Raw genomic sequence first — 16,713 nt, 5'->3', positions numbered from 1 at the left:
CCAGGTACCCACACCCCAGCGTTCCTAGGAGGAACAATGACCGACCGCCTCAAGGATCTCGCCGACGCGGGAGTATCGATCTGGCTCGACGACCTGTCGCGCGAGCGGATCGAGACCGGCAACCTCGCCGACCTCATCGAGAAGAAGTCCGTGGTCGGCGTGACCACCAACCCGACGATCTTCGCGGCAGCGATCGCCGACGGCGAGCGCTACGACGAGCAGGTCGCGCAGCTGGTCGACAAGGGCGAGCCCGTCGACCGGGTGGTCTTCGAGCTGACCACCGAGGACGTCCGCAACGCCTGCGACATCTTCGCTCCGCTGGCGGGCGAGGAGTCCGCCGACGGTCGGGTGTCGATCGAGGTCGAGCCGGACCTCGCCAACGACACCGAGGGCACCATCGCCTCGGCCCGGGCCTTGTGGGCCGCGGTCGACCGCCCCAACGTGCTGATCAAGATCCCCGCCACCAAGGAGGGCCTGCCGGCGATCACGGCGGCGATCGCCGAGGGCATCAGCGTCAACGTCACCCTGATCTTCGGCGAGCAGCGCTACCGCGAGGTCATGGACGCCTACCTGTCCGGCCTCGAGGCGGCCCGCGACGCGGGGCTCGACCTGCGCCGGATCCAGTCGGTGGCGTCGTTCTTCGTGTCCCGGATCGACACCGAGGTCGACAACCGCCTCGACGAGATCGGGTCCGACGAGGCGAAGGCCCTCCAGGGCACGGTCGCCGTCGCCAACGCACGCGTCGCCTACGCCGCCTACGAGGAGGTCGTGGCGAGCGACCGCTGGAAGGCCCTGGCCGAGGCCGGCGCCAACCCGCAGCGACCGCTGTGGGCGTCGACGGGCGTGAAGAACCCCGAGTACTCGGACACGATGTACGTCACCGACCTCGTGGTCGCGAAGACGGTCAACACGATGCCGGAGAAGACGATGGACGCCTTCGCCGAGCACGGTGAGGTCCAGGGCGACCAGGTCACCGGCAAGGCCGACGAGGCCCGGGCCGTCCTCGACCGGCTGGCTGCCGTCGGCGTCGACTTCGAGGACGTGCTCGTGACGGTCGAGCACGAGGGCGTCGACAAGTTCAAGAAGTCGTGGAACGAGCTCGTCGAGACCGTCTCGGGCCAGATGGAGAAGGCCCGGGCGTGACCGCTCCGGCGGTCGACCCGACCACGACCCCGGCCTGGACGCGGCTGAGCACGGTCGCCGAGACCTTCGAGCCCGACCTGCGCCGGTGGTTCGACGAGGACCCCGGGCGCGTCGAGCGCCTCACGTTCACCGCGGCGGACCTCCACGTCGACCTCTCGAAGGGGCTGGTCGACGACGCGGTGCTCGGCTCGCTCCTGGCGCTCGCCGACGAGGTAGGCCTGTCGGCGCGCCGCGACGCGATGTTCCGTGGTGAGCACGTCAACGCCACCGAGGACCGCGCGGTGCTGCACACCGCCCTCCGGCTGCCCGCCGACGCCCACCTGGAGGTCGACGGGCAGGACGTCGTCGCCGACGTCCACGACGTCCTCCGGCGCGTGTACGACTTCGCGGAGAAGGTCCGGAGCGGGACCTGGACCGGTGTCACGGGCGAGCGGATCCGCACGGTCGTCAACATCGGGATCGGCGGGTCCGACCTCGGACCGGTGATGGCCTACGAGGCGCTCCGTCCCTACCACCAAGACGGCCTCGAGTGCCGGTTCATCAGCAACATCGACCCGACCGACGCCGCGACGACGCTGGCCGGTCTCGACCCCGCGACCACCCTGTTCATCGTCTCCAGCAAGACCTTCGGGACCCTCGAGACGCTGACCAACGCCCGGCTGTGCAAGGCGTGGCTGCTCGAGGGCCTCGCCGGCCTCGACGCCGGCCTGGACGAGCAGACCGCGGTCGCGAAGCACTTCGTCGCCGTCTCGACGGCGTTGGACAAGGTCGCCGCGTTCGGCATCGACCCGGCGAACGCGTTCGGGTTCTGGGACTGGGTCGGCGGTCGGTACTCCGTGGACTCGGCGATCGGCACGTCCCTCGTGGTCGCGATCGGACCGGAGGGCTTCGCCGACCTGCTGGCCGGCATGCACGCCATGGACGAGCACTTCCGCACCGCTCCCCCGGAGCGCAACGTGCCGGTGCTCATGGGTCTGCTGAACGTCTGGTACTCCAACTTCCTGGGCGCCCAGACCCACGCGGTGCTGCCGTACTCCCAGCTGCTGCACCGCTTCCCGGCGTACCTCCAGCAGCTGACGATGGAGTCCAACGGCAAGGGCGTGCGCTGGGACGGCACCCGGGTCGGCTACGACACCGGCGAGGTCTTCTGGGGCGAGCCGGGCACCAACGGCCAGCACGCGTTCTACCAGCTCATCCACCAGGGCACCCGCCTGGTCCCGGCCGACTTCATCGCGTTCGCCGACCCTGCCTATCCCCTGAAGGACGTCCACGACGGGCAGAGCACGGACGTCCACGAGCTGTTCCTCGCGAACTTCTTCGCGCAGACGCGCGCGCTCGCGTTGGGCAAGACGGCCGACGAGGTCCGCGCGGAGGGCACGGCCGAGGAGATCGTCCCGGCGCGGGTGTTCACCGGCAACCGGCCGACGGCCTCGATCATGGCGCCGCGGCTGACGCCGTCCGTGCTCGGTCAGCTGATCGCGCTCTACGAGCACATCACGTTCACACAGGGTGCGGTCTGGGGCATCGACTCCTTCGACCAGTGGGGCGTGGAGCTCGGCAAGCAGCTCGCCCAGCAGATCAGCCCCGCGGTCGCCGGCGACACCGAGGTGGCGGCCCAGCAGGACGCGTCGACCCAGGCGCTCATCGACTACTACCGGAGGCACCGTTCGTGATCGAGAACCCGCTGCGCGACCCGCGCGACCGCCGGCTGCCGCGCATCGCCGGGCCCTGCGGCATGGTGCTCTTCGGCGTAACGGGTGACCTGTCCCGCAAGAAGATCATGCCGGCGATCTACGACCTCGCGAACCGTGGCCTGCTGCCACCCGGGTTCAGCCTCACCGGCTTCGCGCGCCGGGACTGGGCGGACCAGGACTTCGCGCAGATCGTCCACGACTCGGTCAAGGAGCACGCCCGCACCGAGTTCCGCGAGGAGGTCTGGAAGCAGCTCTCCGAGGGCTTCAGGTTCGTCCCCGGCAACTTCGACGACGACCATGCGTTCGAGCACCTGCGCCGCACCATCGAGGAGCTCGACGAGCTCCGCGGCACCGGTGGCAACCACGCGTTCTACCTGGCGATCCCGCCCGGCTTCTTCGGCGACGTGGTCAGCCAGCTCAAGGAGCACGGGCTCGCCGACCCCGAGCCCGGCTCGTGGCGCCGCGTCGTCATCGAGAAGCCGTTCGGGCACGACCTCCAGTCGGCCCGCGAGCTGCAGGCGGTGCTCGGCGACGTCTTCCCGTCGGGATCGATCTTCCGGATCGACCACTACCTCGGCAAGGAGACGGTGCAGAACATCCTGGCGATGCGGTTCGCCAACGAGATGTTCGAGCCGATCTGGAACTCCAACTACGTCGACCACGTCCAGATCACGATGGCCGAGGACGTCGGGATCGGCGGCCGCGCCGGCTACTACGACGGCATCGGCGCGGCCCGCGACGTCATCCAGAACCACCTCCTCCAGCTGATGTGCCTGGTCGCGATGGAGGAGCCGACGTCGTTCGACCCCGACAGCCTGCGGATCGAGAAGCAGAAGGTGCTCTCTAGCGTGACGCTCCCGCGGCGCCTCGACCTCACGACCGCCCGCGGCCAGTACGCGCCGGGCTGGGCCGGCGGCGAGAAGGTCGCCGGCTTCCTCGAGGAGGAGGGCATCAAGAAGTCCTCCACCACCGAGACCTTCGCGGCCGTGAAGCTGAACGTCGAGACCCGCCGCTGGGCCGGCGTGCCCTTCTACCTGCGCACCGGCAAGCGGCTCGGCCGCCGCGTGACCGAGGTCGCGATCGTGTTCAAGCGAGCCCCGCACCTGCCGTTCGCCGCGTCCGCGACCGAGGAGCTGACGCAGAACGCGCTGGTCATCCGGGTCCAGCCCGACGAGGGCGTGACCCTGCGGTTCGGCTCGAAGGTCCCGGGCACCCACATGGAGATCCGCGACGTCAACATGGACTTCGTCTACGGCGGTGCCTTCACGGAGTCCTCGCCGGAGGCCTACGAGCGGCTGATCCTCGACGTCCTGCTCGGCGACCCGCCGCTCTTCCCGCGCCACGAGGAGGTCGAGCTCTCCTGGAAGATCCTCGACCCGATCCTCGAGCACTGGGCCAAGCAGGACGCGAACGGCAAGAGCAAGCCCGAGCAGTACCCCTCCGGCGCCTGGGGCCCGGAGTCGGCGAACGCGATGCTGGCCCGCGACGGCCGCGTCTGGAGGCGTCCCTGATGATCGAGCTCCTCGACACGAACTCGTCCGAGATCGCCGCGGAGTTCATCCGCGCCCGCACCCGGGCCGGGAGCCCGGCCATGGGCATGGTGATGACCCTCGTCATCGTCGTCGACGACGACGACGCGGAGGGCGCGATGGACGCCGCCCGCGCCGCCTCCCACGAGCACCCGGCCCGGGTCCTCGGCGTGATCCTCGGCACCGCCCGCGGCGCCGCCCAGATCAACGCGCAGGTCGGCATCGGCTCCGGCTGGACCGGCGAGACCGCCCTGATCCGGCTCCACGGCGAGGTGGTCAAGCACCCGGAGTCGGTCGTGCTGCCGCTGCTGCTCCCTGACTCGCCGGTCGCCGTGTGGTGGCCCAACCACCCGCCCGACGACCCGGCGTCCGACCCGATCGGGCGCCTCGGCCAGCGCCGGATCACCGACGCCGCCGCCGCGGCGCGCGCCAAGAGGCGGGCGATCCACCGCCAGTGCGAGGCCTACACGGTCGGCAACACCGACCTGGCGTGGACCCGGATCACCTCCTGGCGGGCCCTGCTGGCGGCCGCGCTCGACCAGCAGCCGCTCAAGGTCACCGGTGGCTCGGTGACCGCCGAGCGGATCAGCCCGAGCGCCGACCTCCTCGTCGCCTGGCTGACCGACCGGCTCAAGGTCGACATCACCCGGAAGAACTCGGCCGGGCCGGGGATCACCGAGGTGGTGCTCGACACCAAGGAGGGCCCGATCCGGATCTCGCGGACCGACGGCAAGCTCGCCACCTTCACCTCCCCCGACCGGCCCGACCGGCCGATCGCCCTCAAGCGCCGCGACCTGCCGGAGCTGCTCGCCGAGGAGCTGCGCCGCCTCGACGAGGACGACGTCTATGCCGAGACCGCCCGGAGGCTGCTGAAGATGGAGACGGCGACGTGACCGGCACCCCGCGCATCGAGGTCCACCCCGACCCCGCGACGCTCGCCACCGCCGTCGCCGGGGAGCTGCTCAGCCGGCTGGCCGACGCCCAGGCCGCCGGCGGCGTACCCCAGGTCGCCCTGACCGGCGGCACGATCGCCGAGGAGATCCACCGCGAGATCGCGCGGCTGGCCCCCGGCACCGAGGTCGACTGGTCGCAGGTCGGGTTCTGGTGGGGTGACGAGCGGTTCGTCGCCCCCGACTCCCCCGACCGCAACGCGGCGGGCGCGCGGACCGCGTTCCTCGACGCCGTCGGCGCAGACTCGGCGCGGGTGCACGAGATGCCCTCCACGGCGGACGCGACGGACGTCGACACCGGTGCGGCGGCGTACGCCGACGAGCTGCGCACGCACGGCGGAGGCGAGTTCGACATCGTGATGCTGGGCGTGGGTCCGGACGGCCACGTGGCGTCGCTGTTCCCGGGGTTCCCGCAGCTCGACGACGACGGGATCGCGGTCGGCGTGACCGGCTCCCCCAAGCCGCCGCCCGAGCGGATCAGCCTCACCTTCGCGGCGCTCAACCGGGCCCGGTCGGTCTGGTTCCTGGTCAGCGGCGAGGGGAAGTCCGGGGCAGTCGCCGCCGCCCTGGGGGACGACGCGGACCACCACGACGTCCCCGCCGCCGGCGTCACCGGCCACGAGGAGACCATCTGGTTCCTCGACCGCGGCGCCGCCAGCCAGCTCTGACGGTCGAGTCGAGACCTCTGGCGCTCGAGTCGGGACTTCCGGACACCCGAATCGGGAGTTCCGGCCACCGCGGTGTCCAGAACTCCCGATCGGACGGTCAGAAGTCTCGATCCGACCTAGAAGACGATGTCGCCGGACTTGCGCCGCGAGCGGAGCAGCTCGAGGGCCTCGTCGAGGATGTCCGCCGCCTCCTTGTCGGAGCGGCGCTCCTTCACGTAGGCCAGGTGCGTCTTGTAGGGCTCGATCTTCGGAGCCGGAGGCGGGTTGTCGGAGTCCAGGCTCGCCGGCAGACCGCACTTGGGGCAGTCCCACATGTCCGGCACCTGGGCCTCGGACGAGAACGTGACCACCGACCGGTGCTCGTGAGCACAGAAGTAGGTCACGGACTGACGCGGCGCAGCCTCGCCGCGCTCGGCCTCTCCCATCGGGCCGGCTCCGACCCGGCTCCCGCGAATAGCGTTTCCTCCACCAGCCACGGAATTCGTTCCCTTTCTCGATCTCTCAGTACGCCAGCAGCAGCCCGAGGGCGATGACGCAGGCAAACCAGATGACGGCGATCCCGACCGTGAGGCGGTCGAGGTTTCGCTCCGCGACGGACGACCCGCCGAGTGAGCTGGATACGCCACCACCGAACATGTCCGAGAGTCCGCCACCGCGACCCTTGTGCAGAAGCACGAGCAGGATCAGCAGGCCGCTGGTGATCAGGAGCACGATGGTGAGGAGCAGTTGCACGGTGCAAACCCTACGTCAGGTGTCCGACGATCAGATGATCGGCATGTCGTAGAAGCGGCAGATGCCCCCGAACTCGTCCGCCTGGAGGCTCGCGCCACCGACCAGGCAGCCGTCGACGTCGCCCTGCGCCATGATGCCGCCGACGTTCGAGGCCTTCACGGAGCCGCCGTAGAGGATGCGGACGCCGTCGGCCGCCGCATCGCCGTGCACCTCCCGGATCCGCACCCGGATCGCGGCGCAGACCTCCTGGGCGTCCTCGGGGGTCGCCACCTCGCCGGTCCCGATCGCCCAGACCGGCTCGTAGGCGACGACCAGCCCGGCGACCTGCTCGGCGGTGAAGCCGGCCAGCGAGCCGTCCACCTGGGCGAGGCAGTGCGGCACGTGCTCGCCGGCCTTGCGCACGTCGAGGCCCTCGCCCACGCACACGATCGGCGTCATGCCGGCCGCGAGCGCCTGGTGGGCCTTCGCGCTGACCAGGTCGTCGCCCTCGGCGTGGTACTCGCGGCGCTCGCTGTGACCGACGACGACGTAGGAGCAGCCGAGCTTGGCGAGCATGCCCGCCGAGATCTCGCCGGTGTAGGCCCCGGAGTCGTGCGTCGACACGTCCTGCGCGCCGTACTTCACCAGGAGCCGGTCACCGTCGACCAGCGTCTGCACCGACCGCAGGTCGGTGAACGGCGGCACGACGACCACCTCGACCCGACCGAAGTCGTGCTTCTTGTCGGCGAGGGTCCACGCCAGCTTCTGGACCAGGACCACCGCCTCCTGGTGGTTCAGGTTCATCTTCCAGTTCCCCGCCATCAGCGGGGTGCGCTTGCTCGCCATCAGTCCTCCAGAACCGCGATGCCCGGCAGGGTCTTGCCCTCGAGGTACTCGAGGCTGGCACCCCCACCGGTCGAGATGTGCCCGAACGCCGACTCCGCGAAGCCCAGCTTGCGTACGGCGGCGGCGGAGTCGCCCCCGCCGACCACGGACAGGCCGTCGATGCCGGTCAGCGCCTCGGCGACCGCGCGGGTGCCCTCGGCGAACGCGGCGACCTCGAACACGCCCATCGGGCCGTTCCAGAACACGGTGCGCGCGTCCGACAGGGCCGCCGCGAAGGCACGCGCCGACTCGGGCCCGATGTCGAGCCCGAGGGCGTCGGCCGGGATCGCGTCGGCGGCCACGACCTGCGGGTGCGGCTCCCGGTCCCCGGAGGGGAACTCGGTGTCGACGACGACGTCGGTCGGCAGGACGATGTCGACGCCCGACTCCGCGGCCCGGGAGAGGTAGCCGCGACAGGTGTCGAGCTGGTCCTCCTCGAGCAGGCTCTTCCCGACCTCGTGGCCCTGCGCCTTGAGGAAGGTGAAGACCATCCCGCCGCCGATGAGCAGCCGGTCCGCCTTGCCGAGCAGGTTGTCGATCACGCCGAGCTTGTCGGACACCTTCGAGCCGCCCAGCACGACGACGTAGGGCCGCTCGGGGTCCTCCGTGAGTCGCCGCAGCACGCCCACCTCGGTCGCCACCAGCTGCCCCATCGCGTGCGGGAGTCGCTGCGCCACGTCGTACACGGACGCCTGCTTGCGGTGCACGACCCCGAACCCGTCGGACACGAACGCGTCGGCGAGCCCGGCCAGCTGGTCCGCGAAGGCACCGCGCTCGGTCTCGTCCTTGCTGGTCTCGCCGGCGTTGAAGCGCACGTTCTCGAGGACCGCGACCTGCCCGTCGGCCAGGCCGGCCACCGTCTCCTGGGCACTCTCACCGACCGTGTCGGTCGCGAACGCGACCTCCTGGCCGAGCAGTTCGCCGAGGCGGGCGGCCACGGGCCGCAGCGTGTAGCGCTCGTCCGGCTCACCCTTGGGCCGCCCGAGGTGGGCGACGACCACGACCCGGGCGCCGGCGTCGGCCAGCGCCTTGATGGTCGGGACGCTCGCGCGCACCCGGCCGTCGTCGGTGATGGTGGCCCCGTCGAGCGGGACGTTCAGGTCGGACCTGACAAGGACCCGCTTGCCGGCGACGTCGCCGAGGGAGGAGTAGTCGCCCACGGTCAGAGGCTCGCGCCGACGTAGTCGACGAGGTCGACCAGCCGGTTCGAGTAGCCCCACTCGTTGTCGTACCAGCCGACGACCTTGACCTGGTTGCCGATGACCTTGGTCAGCGGCGCGTCGAAGATGCAGGACGCCGGGTCGGTGGTGATGTCGCTCGAGACGATCGGGTCCTCGCTGTACTTGAGGAACTTGCCGTCGGCGGCGGCCTTCACGGCGGCGTTGACCTCCTCGACCGTGGTCTCGCGACCGGCCTCGAAGGTCAGGTCGGTCGCCGAGCCGGTCGGGACCGGGACGCGCAGCGCGTAGCCGTCGAGCTTGCCCTTGAGGTCGGGCAGCACCAGGGCGATGGCCTTGGCCGCCCCCGTCGAGGTCGGGACGATGTTGGTCGCGGCGGAGCGGGCCCGGCGCAGGTCCTTGTGGGGACCGTCGAGCAGGTTCTGGTCGCCGGTGTAGGCGTGCACGGTGGTCATCAGGCCCTTGACGATGCCGAACTCGTCGTTGAGCACCTTCGCCATGGGGGCGAGGCAGTTGGTCGTGCAGGACGCGTTCGAGATGATCGTGTGCGCGGCCGGGTCGTAGTCCCCCTCGTTGACGCCCATCACGATGGTGACGTCCTCGTTCTTGGCCGGCGCGGAGATGATGACCTTCTTGGCGCCGCCGTCGATGTGGGCCTTGGCCTTGGTCGCGTCGGTGAAGAAGCCGGTGGACTCGATGACGATGTCGGCGCCGACGCCGCTCCAGTCCAGGGCCGCCGGGTCGCGCTCCTCGAAGACCTTGAAGGTGTGGCCGGCCGCGGTGATCTCGGTGTCGGTGTGGGACACGTCGCCGTCGAGGCGTCCGAGGATCGAGTCGTACTTCAGCAGCGTCGCGAGCGTCTTGTTGTCGGTCAGGTCGTTGACGGCGACGATCTCGATGTCGGCGCCGGAGGCGACGACGGCGCGGAAGAAGTTGCGGCCGATCCGGCCGAACCCGTTGATGCCTACTCGAACGGTCACAGCAGGGCTCCTCTGTAGCGGTAGCTGGTGGGGGTTCCGTGGTCAGTGCATGGGTCACGCACGGCGAACCCGCGGTGTCTTGACCCTATCGCCCGGGCCGCCGCCGCCAGTCTCGCGTCCCGCCGTACGTGCGGGTAACGACCGAAGGTCCCGTCGACCTGGGCCTTCAGCCTTCAGGAAACCGAAGTCACGCGGTCCGCAGCCGCTCAGCCCTCGTCGGCGAGCATCTCCGGGGTGAGGGAGGCCTCGGTGTCGGGGATGCCGAGCTCCTCGGCCCGCTTGTCGGCCATCGCCAGCAGCCGCCGGATCCGGCCCGCGATCGCGTCCTTGGTGAGGACCGGGTCGTGCAGCTGGCCCAGCTCCTCGAGCGAGGCCTGCTTGTGCTCCAGGCGCAGCTCGCCGGCCATCCGGAGGTGGTCGGGTACGTCGTCGGCGAGGATCTCCATCGCCCGGCCGACCCGTGCCCCGGCGGCGACGGCGGCCCGGGCCGAGCGTCGCAGGTTGGCGTCGTCGAAGTTGGCGAGCCGGTTGGCCGTCGCGCGCACCTCGCGGCGCATCCGGCGCTCCTCCCAGGCCATCAGCGACTCGTGGGCGCCGAGCCGGGTCAGGAGCTGGCCGATCGCGTCGCCGTCGCGGATCACGACCCGGTCGACGCCCCGCACCTCCCGGGCCTTCGCGTGGATGCCGAGCCGGCGCGCGACTCCCACGAGGGCGAGCGCCGCCTCCGGGCCGGGGCAGGTGACCTCCAGCGCGGAGGACCGGCCCGGCTCGGTCAGCGAGCCGTGCGCGAGGAAGGCCCCGCGCCACGCGGCGACGGCGTCACAGCCGCCGCCGGACACGACCGCGGGCGGCAGGCCGCGCACCGGGCGACCGCGCGAGTCCAGGAGCCCGGTCTGCCGGGCGAGTGCCTCGCCGTCCTTGACGACGCGGACGATGTAGCGGCTGCCCTTGCGGATCCCGTTGCCCTGCACCATCACGACGTCGGACTGGTGGCCGTAGACCTCGGCGATGTTGGTGCGCAGCCGACGCGCCGCGGCCCCCGTGTCGAACTCGGCCTCGACCACGATCCGGCCGCTCACGATGTGCAGCCCGCCGGCGAAGCGGAGCATCGAGGCGACCTCGGCCTTGCGGCAGCACGTCTTCGTGATCTGGGTGCTCGCCAGCTCAGCCTTCACCTGTGCCGTCATCGCCATGGGGCCGATCTTTCCACGCGAGTCAACGACCCGGATCGGCCCCGTCGAAATCGGCTCAGGCCGGCACCGAGGCCATGATCCCGGCGTACGCCGCCGCCAGCTTCGCCGGGTCGTGGCGGGGCGTGCCGTCGTCGCGGGCGAGGTCGGCGACGACCAACGTGGCGCCGGTCGCGCGGACCAGGTCCTCGAGGTCCTCGAGGCCGTCGGCGACGTGCCGTTCGTCGGCGAGGACCGTGTGCAGGCGCAGGTCCGGGGCGTGCTGGGCGAGCACGGCGAGGTGGTCGGACGCCTCGAACCCGGGGGTCTCCCCCTCCTGCTCGGTGAGGTTGAGCGTCACCACCACGCGGGCGTCGCTGCCGATCATCGCCTCGCGCAGGGCGGGGACCATGAGGTGCGGGATGACCGAGGTGAACCAGGACCCCGGACCGAGCACCACCCAGTCCGCGCCGTGCACGGCCTCGATCGCCTCGGGGCAGGGCGTCGGGTCCGGCGGGTCGAGCGCGATCGAGGTGATCACGCCGTCGGTCGTGGCGATCTCCACCTGGCCGCGCACCGTCGTCAGCAGGTCGGGGTCGGCGGGGTCGAGGCCGCGGACGTCGGCGGTGATGTCGAGCGGCGTGAGCGCCATCGGCAGCACCCGGCCCGAGGTGCCGAGCAGCCGACCGACCCAGTCGAGGGCGGCGACCGGGTCGCCGAGCTGCTCCCAGAGGCCGACGATCAGCAGGTTGCCGATCACGTGCCCGCGCATCTCGCCCTGTCCCGCGAACCGGTGCTGGAGGACCTGCGCCCAGGTGTCGCCCCAGCGGTCCGGCGAGCACAGCGCCGCGAGCGCCATCCGCAGGTCGCCCGGCGGGAGCACCCCGAACTCCGAGCGCAGCCGGCCCGAGGAGCCACCGTTGTCGGCGACCGTGACGACGGCGGTGAGGTCGTCGACCACCAGGTCGTCCACGAGCCGACGCAGCGCCTGGAGCGTCGCGGCCAGCCCGTGGCCGCCGCCGAACGCGACGACGGACTGCGCCCGCTGCAGGGCGCGGCCGACCGGGGTCACTCCCGCCCCAGGTCGCGGTGGCTGGCGCGGGTCTCGTAGCCGGCCAGGCTCAGCCGGCGCGCGATCTCCTCGCTCATCGCCACGCTGCGGTGCTTGCCGCCCGTGCAGCCGATCGCCACCGTCATGAACCGCTTGCCCTCCCGGAGGTAGCCGGCGGCGACCCCCTCGAGCACGGGCACGTAGCCGTCGAGGAACTCCGCCGCCCCCGGCTGGGCGAGCACGAAGTCGACGACCTCGCGGTCGCGGCCCGTGCTGAGGCGCAGCTCCGGGACCCAGTACGGGTTGGGCAGGAACCGCATGTCGGCGACGAAGTCGGCGTCGACCGGGATGCCGTACTTGAAGCCGAAGCTGGTGACCGTGACCTTCAGCCGCACCGTGTCGGGGGTGCCGAAGGCCTCGGCGATCCGGTCGGTGAGCTGGTGCACGTTGAGGGTGGTCGTGTCGATGACGAGGTCGGCGTCGCTGCGCAGGTCGGCGAGCACCTCGCGCTCGCGGTGCAGGCCGTCGAGGAGCCGGCCGGCGCCCTGGAGCGGGTGCGGCCGGCGGGCCGCCTCCTGGCGGCGCACGAGCACGTCGTCGGTGGCCTCGAGGAACACCAAGGTGGCGTGCCGACCGGTCGCGCCCTGCGCCAGGTTGGCCTGCACGGACTCGAAGAACGACCCGGACCGTACGTCGACCACGACCGCGATCGGCTGCCCGACCCCGCGGCTCTCGTCGACGAGCCGGACGACGTCGCGGAGCAGGCTGGGGGGCATGTTGTCGACGACGTAGTAGCCGAGGTCCTCGAGCTCCTTGGCCGCCGTGCTCCGTCCGGCGCCGGTCATGCCGGTCACCACGACCAGCTCGCCGGGGTGCTCCTCGTGCTGGGTCACCTCAGCCCTCCTCGATCTCGCCGGTGGCGGTGTTGATGCTCACGGGCCCGCGGGCCGTGGACCCAGTCTTGCTGCTCGCCTGAGCCACCGCACCCTTGATCGCGTCCGCGGTCCGCGGTCCGATCCCCGGGACCAGCGCGATCTCGTCGACCGAGGCCTCGCGCAGCTTCTTCAGCGAGCCGAAGTGCTTGAGCAGCGTCTTGCGGCGTACCTCGCCGAGCCCAGGCACGTCGTCGAGCACGCTCTCCACCATCGACTTGGACCGGCGGGACCGGTGGTGGGTGATCGCGAACCGGTGCGCCTCGTCGCGCACCCGCTGGAGGAGGTACAGGCCCTCGCTGGAGCGCGGCATGATCACCGGGTCCTCCTGGTCGGGGAGCCACACCTCCTCGAGCCGCTTGGCGAGCCCGCAGACTGGGATGTCGACGATCCCGTGCTCGGCGAGCGCCCGCTGGGCGGCGGCCACCTGCGGCGGGCCGCCGTCGACGACCACCAGCCCGGGCGCGTAGGCGAACTTCCGGGGGCGCCCGGTCTCGGGATCGACGAGCATCGGGCCGCTGTCGGTGACCGTCTCGGTCGACGAGGCCTGCTCCTCCAGCAGCCGCCGGAACCGCCGGGTGATGACCTCGTGCATCGACGCGACGTCGTTCTGCCCGTCGACGCCACGGATCACGAAGCGGCGGTACTCGCTCTTGCGCGCCAGGCCGTCCTCGAAGACCACCATCGACGCGACGACCTCGGTGCCCTGGAGGTTGGAGACGTCGTAGCACTCGATCCGCAGCGGCACCTCGTCGAGGCCGAGCGCCTCCTGGATCTCCTCGAGCGCCCGGTTGCGGGTCGTGAGGTCGCTGGCCCGCTTCGTCTTGTGGAGCGCGAGCGACTGCGCGGCGTTCTGCGCGACCGTCTCCTGGAGCGTCTTCTTGTCGCCGCGCTGCGGCACCCGGATCGCGACCCGGGACCCGCGGATGTCGCTCAGCAGCTGCTCGTACGTCGTGTGGTCGGGCGGCAGCGCCGGCACCAGGATCTCGCGGGGGATCGAGTCGGGGTCGCCGCCGGCGTAGAGCTGGAGGAGGAAGTCGTCGACGAGCTCGGCGGTGCCGCCCTCGTCCACCCGGTCGGCGACCCAGCCCCGCTGGCCGCGGATCCGGCCGCCCCGCACGTAGAAGATCTGCACCGCGACCTCGAGCGGGTCCTCGGCGAGCGCGATCACGTCGGCGTCGGTGCCGTCGCCGAGCACGACGGCCTGCTTCTCCAGCGCCTTGTTGAGCGCGCCCAGGTCGTCGCGGAGCCGGGCCGCCTTCTCGAAGTCGAGCGCGTCGGAGGCGGCGTACATCTCCTTCTCCACCCGGCGCACGAAGGCGGCGGTGTGCCCCGCCATGAAGTCGCAGAAGTCGTCGACGATGGCGCGGTGCTCCTCGGCGGTCACGTTGCCGACGCAGGGGGCGACGCACTTGTCGATGTAGCCGAGCAGGCACGGCCGACCGATCTGGCCCGACCTCTTGAACACGCCGTTGCTGCACGAGCGCATCGGGAAGACCCGCAGGAGCAGGTCGACGGTCTCCCGGATCGCCCAGGCGTGGCTGTAGGGGCCGAAGTACCGGGTGCCCTTGCGCTTGGCGCCCCGGCCGACCATCACCCGCGGGAACTCGTCGCCGACGGTGACGGCGAGCCACGGGTAGGACTTGTCGTCGCGGTACTTGACGTTGAACCGCGGGTCGAACTCCTTGATCCAGGAGTACTCGAGCTGGAGCGCCTCGACCTCGGTCTTCACGACCGTCCACTCGACGCTCGCCGCCGTGGTCACCATCGTGGCCGTGCGCGGGTGCAGGTTGCCGATGTCCTGGAAGTACGACGACAGCCGCGCGCGCAGGTTCTTCGCCTTGCCGACGTAGACGACCCGGCCCTTCGGGTCGCGGAAGCGGTAGACGCCCGGCTGGGTCGGGATCGAGCCCGGAGCGGGCCGGTACGACAGGGCGCGTGACACGCCTCCAACCCTACGGTCCGGTGCCGACACCGGCCCCGACACTCCGGTGCTGCCGACCTTATGTCGCGTGTCTTACTCTACTTACATGGTCTGTCGCGATCCCTACGGCTACGCCCTCTCGTGCACGGACGAGGCGGGCGCCGCCTACAGCCGCGGCGTGCTGGACCTTCTTCGGCTCCGGGCGGGCGCCGTGCACGCCATCGCGACCGCGATCGCGCTCGACCCCACCTTCGCGGTCGGCCACGCGACGCTGGCGCTGCTCGGGCACGAGATGTGCGCCGCCGTCGACATCCCCGCCCGGGTCCGCGACGCCGAGCGCCACGCCGCGCGGGCCACCACCCGCGAGCGGAGCCACGTGCACGCGGTGGTCGCCCACCTCCGCGGTGACTCCGGCCCGCTCGTGCGGCACCTCCGGGACCACCCCCGCGACGCCGTGCTGCTCTCGACCGCGGTCCCGACGATCGCCTTCGCCGGCGTCACCGAAGTCCCCGAGGAGGCCTGGGCGCTCGTCGAGGCCGCGATCCCGGCGTACGACGACGACTGGTGGTTCCTCGGCCTCCTCGCGTTCGTGCGGCAGGAGCAGCGCCGCTTCGACGAGGCCATGGACCTGGCCCTGACCTCGCTGGCCGTCGAGCCGGGGGCCGGCCACTCGGCCCACGCCCGGGCGCACGCGCACTACGAGACCGGTGACCACGTGGCCGGGCTGGCCTGGATGGACGCCTGGGTCACCGGCGACGGCGCCTCGATCGACAGCCTGAGCCACTTCTCGTGGCACGCCGCCCTCCACGAGCTCTCGCTCGGCGACCAGGACGCCGTCCGCCGGCGGTACGACGCCCAGCTGCGCCCCGACCACGGTCTCGGCTGCCGCGCGCTGGTCGACAGCGGCTCGCTGCTCTTCCGCTGGGCGCTCACCCCGGACGCGACGGCGGTGCCGGACATCCGGGCGGTCGCCGACGCCGCCGGGCGCGGGACGCTGGAGCGCCCCGCCACGCCGTTCCTCGGCATGCACGCGGCGGTCACGCTGCTCGCCACCGACGACCTGGCCGGACTGCGCCGCCTCGAGGCCTGGGCCGCCGGCCACCGCAACCCGACCCACCGCGAGGTGGTCGCGCCGCTGGCCGCCGCGCTCGCCCGGATGGGTGCCGGCGAGTGCTCGGCCGCGGCGGACGCCCTCGCCGCGCTCACGCCGTCGGTGCCGCGCCTCGGCGGGTCCGACGCCCAGCGCGAGGTGGTCGAGGAGGCGCGGATCGCGGCACTGCTGCGCGCCGACCGCCTCGACGAGGCGCGCGTGCTGCTCGACGAGCGGCTCGACCGGCGTCGCTCACCGCGGGACGAGCGGTGGCGGGAGTCCTGCCGGACCGGCGCTCACGCCGTCGTGATCTGACCCGACTTGTCCTCGACCGGCACCGCCGGGAGAGGCGACGTCGCGGGGCCGTTGACCACCGAGCCGTCCTCGATCGAGAACTTGCTGCCGTGGCAGGTGCAGTTGATGGTGCCGCCCTCGACGTTCGACACCAGGCAGCCCTGGTGGGTGCACACCGCGGAGAAGCCCTTGAAGTCCCCGTCGTTCGGCTGGGTCACGACGACCTTCTGGTCGGCGTAGACGGTGCCGCCGCCGACCGGGACGTCCGAGGCCGCGCCGAGGGTCTCCCCCGCCTGCGCGGTGGGCGCCGTGTCGGTCGCCCCGCTGCCACCGCTGGAGCCGCAGGCGGCGAGCAGCGGCACACCGACGCCGACCACCGTCGCTCCGGTCAGGGTCTGGCGACGGGTCATCCCCGACGGGGGGTGGGGGGTGCTCACGGTGTCGTCCTCTCGGCCGCTGGTGGTTGAATCTTCACCGTACCCACGGCCGGAGACCGCAGGTGGTTCACCTCGATG

16 protein-coding genes are annotated in these 16,713 nt (G+C 71.7%); 6 read left to right on the top strand and 10 right to left on the bottom strand.

Translation table 11 applies throughout. The features are described from left to right. The first annotated feature begins 36 nt into the window (after nt 1–36). Genes tal through pgl form a run of 5 tightly spaced genes read left to right on the top strand, consistent with a single transcriptional unit; the run spans nt 37 to nt 5,984 of the window. The gene (gene tal, locus ACILQ5_RS10315; protein ID WP_395657910.1) at nt 37–1,143 is read left to right on the top strand and encodes a transaldolase; all 1,107 of its coding nucleotides are present in this window, start codon (nt 37–39) and stop codon (nt 1,141–1,143) included. Then, nucleotides 1,140–2,816, top strand: coding sequence for a glucose-6-phosphate isomerase (pgi, locus tag ACILQ5_RS10310; RefSeq protein ID WP_395657909.1), 1,677 nt, complete (start codon nt 1,140–1,142; stop codon nt 2,814–2,816). The genes tal and pgi overlap by 4 nt, the downstream gene beginning before the upstream one ends. Next, nucleotides 2,813–4,348, top strand: a complete 1,536-nt coding sequence (zwf, locus tag ACILQ5_RS10305; RefSeq protein WP_395657908.1) for a glucose-6-phosphate dehydrogenase — start codon at nt 2,813–2,815, stop codon at nt 4,346–4,348. The genes pgi and zwf overlap by 4 nt, the downstream gene beginning before the upstream one ends. After that, nucleotides 4,348–5,259, top strand: a complete 912-nt coding sequence (locus tag ACILQ5_RS10300; RefSeq protein WP_395657907.1) for a glucose-6-phosphate dehydrogenase assembly protein OpcA — start codon at nt 4,348–4,350, stop codon at nt 5,257–5,259. The genes zwf and ACILQ5_RS10300 overlap by 1 nt, the downstream gene beginning before the upstream one ends. Next, nucleotides 5,256–5,984: a 6-phosphogluconolactonase gene (gene pgl / locus ACILQ5_RS10295; RefSeq protein WP_395657906.1), complete on the top strand. Its 729-nt coding sequence runs from the start codon at nt 5,256–5,258 to the stop codon at nt 5,982–5,984. The genes ACILQ5_RS10300 and pgl overlap by 4 nt, the downstream gene beginning before the upstream one ends. A gap of 116 nt (nt 5,985–6,100) precedes the next feature. On the opposite strand, the gene ACILQ5_RS10290 is transcribed toward pgl, so the two are convergent. The 9 genes from ACILQ5_RS10290 to uvrC form a co-directional block, all read right to left on the bottom strand. Beyond that, the gene (locus ACILQ5_RS10290; protein WP_395657905.1) at nt 6,101–6,460 is read right to left on the bottom strand and encodes an RNA polymerase-binding protein RbpA; all 360 of its coding nucleotides are present in this window, start codon (nt 6,458–6,460) and stop codon (nt 6,101–6,103) included. Between the two features lie 25 nt (nt 6,461–6,485). Then, nucleotides 6,486–6,716: a preprotein translocase subunit SecG gene (secG, locus tag ACILQ5_RS10285; RefSeq protein WP_395657904.1), complete on the bottom strand. Its 231-nt coding sequence runs from the start codon at nt 6,714–6,716 to the stop codon at nt 6,486–6,488. Nucleotides 6,717–6,746: 30 nt separating this feature from the next. Further along, nucleotides 6,747–7,541 carry a triose-phosphate isomerase gene (tpiA, locus tag ACILQ5_RS10280; RefSeq protein WP_395657903.1) on the bottom strand — a complete coding sequence of 265 codons (795 nt, stop codon included), beginning with the start codon at nt 7,539–7,541 and terminating at the stop codon, nt 6,747–6,749. Continuing rightward, a complete protein-coding gene (locus tag ACILQ5_RS10275; RefSeq protein ID WP_395657902.1) occupies nt 7,541–8,740 on the bottom strand; it encodes a phosphoglycerate kinase in 1,200 nt (399 codons plus the stop codon). The genes tpiA and ACILQ5_RS10275 overlap by 1 nt, the downstream gene beginning before the upstream one ends. Before the next feature lie 2 nt (nt 8,741–8,742). Next, entirely contained in the window at nt 8,743–9,738 is a 996-nt protein-coding gene (gap, locus tag ACILQ5_RS10270; protein ID WP_395657901.1) for a type I glyceraldehyde-3-phosphate dehydrogenase, read from the bottom strand. 206 nt (nt 9,739–9,944) lie between these two features. Beyond that, entirely contained in the window at nt 9,945–10,931 is a 987-nt protein-coding gene (gene whiA / locus ACILQ5_RS10265) for a DNA-binding protein WhiA (RefSeq protein ID WP_395657900.1), read from the bottom strand. Nucleotides 10,932–10,986: 55 nt separating this feature from the next. Next, the gene (gene yvcK / locus ACILQ5_RS10260; protein ID WP_395657899.1) at nt 10,987–11,979 is read right to left on the bottom strand and encodes a uridine diphosphate-N-acetylglucosamine-binding protein YvcK; all 993 of its coding nucleotides are present in this window, start codon (nt 11,977–11,979) and stop codon (nt 10,987–10,989) included. Continuing rightward, nucleotides 11,976–12,851, bottom strand: a complete 876-nt coding sequence (gene rapZ, locus ACILQ5_RS10255) for an RNase adapter RapZ (protein ID WP_395657898.1) — start codon at nt 12,849–12,851, stop codon at nt 11,976–11,978. The genes yvcK and rapZ overlap by 4 nt, the downstream gene beginning before the upstream one ends. A gap of 1 nt (nt 12,852) precedes the next feature. After that, nucleotides 12,853–14,835: an excinuclease ABC subunit UvrC gene (gene uvrC / locus ACILQ5_RS10250; protein ID WP_395657897.1), complete on the bottom strand. Its 1,983-nt coding sequence runs from the start codon at nt 14,833–14,835 to the stop codon at nt 12,853–12,855. An 85-nt stretch (nt 14,836–14,920) separates the two neighbouring features. On the opposite strand from uvrC, the gene ACILQ5_RS10245 reads away from it, so the two are divergent. Then, a complete protein-coding gene (locus ACILQ5_RS10245) occupies nt 14,921–16,219 on the top strand; it encodes a pyridine nucleotide-disulfide oxidoreductase (protein WP_395657896.1) in 1,299 nt (432 codons plus the stop codon). On the opposite strand, the gene ACILQ5_RS10240 is transcribed toward ACILQ5_RS10245, so the two are convergent. Then, nucleotides 16,201–16,635, bottom strand: coding sequence for a Rieske (2Fe-2S) protein (locus tag ACILQ5_RS10240; protein WP_395657895.1), 435 nt, complete (start codon nt 16,633–16,635; stop codon nt 16,201–16,203). The two genes, ACILQ5_RS10245 and ACILQ5_RS10240, sit on opposite strands and share 19 nt — an antisense overlap. Nucleotides 16,636–16,713: the final 78 nt, after the last annotated feature.

It is taken from the genome of Nocardioides sp. (genome assembly GCF_044226305.1).
Taxonomy (GTDB): Bacteria; Actinomycetota; Actinomycetes; order Propionibacteriales; family Nocardioidaceae; genus Nocardioides.
Note: the sequence above shows the minus strand (reverse complement) of the source record. Positions and strands in the feature narration are given on the sequence as shown.

Excerpts from the sequence above, each read along its gene's own strand:
- tal (WP_395657910.1), top strand. The coding sequence starts at position 37 with ATGACCGACCGCCTCAAGGATCTCGCCGACGCGGGAGTATCGATCTGG.
- ACILQ5_RS10300 (WP_395657907.1), top strand. The coding sequence starts at position 4,348 with ATGATCGAGCTCCTCGACACGAACTCGTCCGAGATCGCCGCGGAGTTC.
- tpiA (WP_395657903.1), bottom strand. The coding sequence starts at position 7,541 with ATGGCGAGCAAGCGCACCCCGCTGATGGCGGGGAACTGGAAGATGAAC.
- whiA (WP_395657900.1), bottom strand. The coding sequence starts at position 10,931 with ATGGCGATGACGGCACAGGTGAAGGCTGAGCTGGCGAGCACCCAGATC.
- ACILQ5_RS10245 (WP_395657896.1), top strand. The coding sequence starts at position 14,921 with ATGGTCTGTCGCGATCCCTACGGCTACGCCCTCTCGTGCACGGACGAG.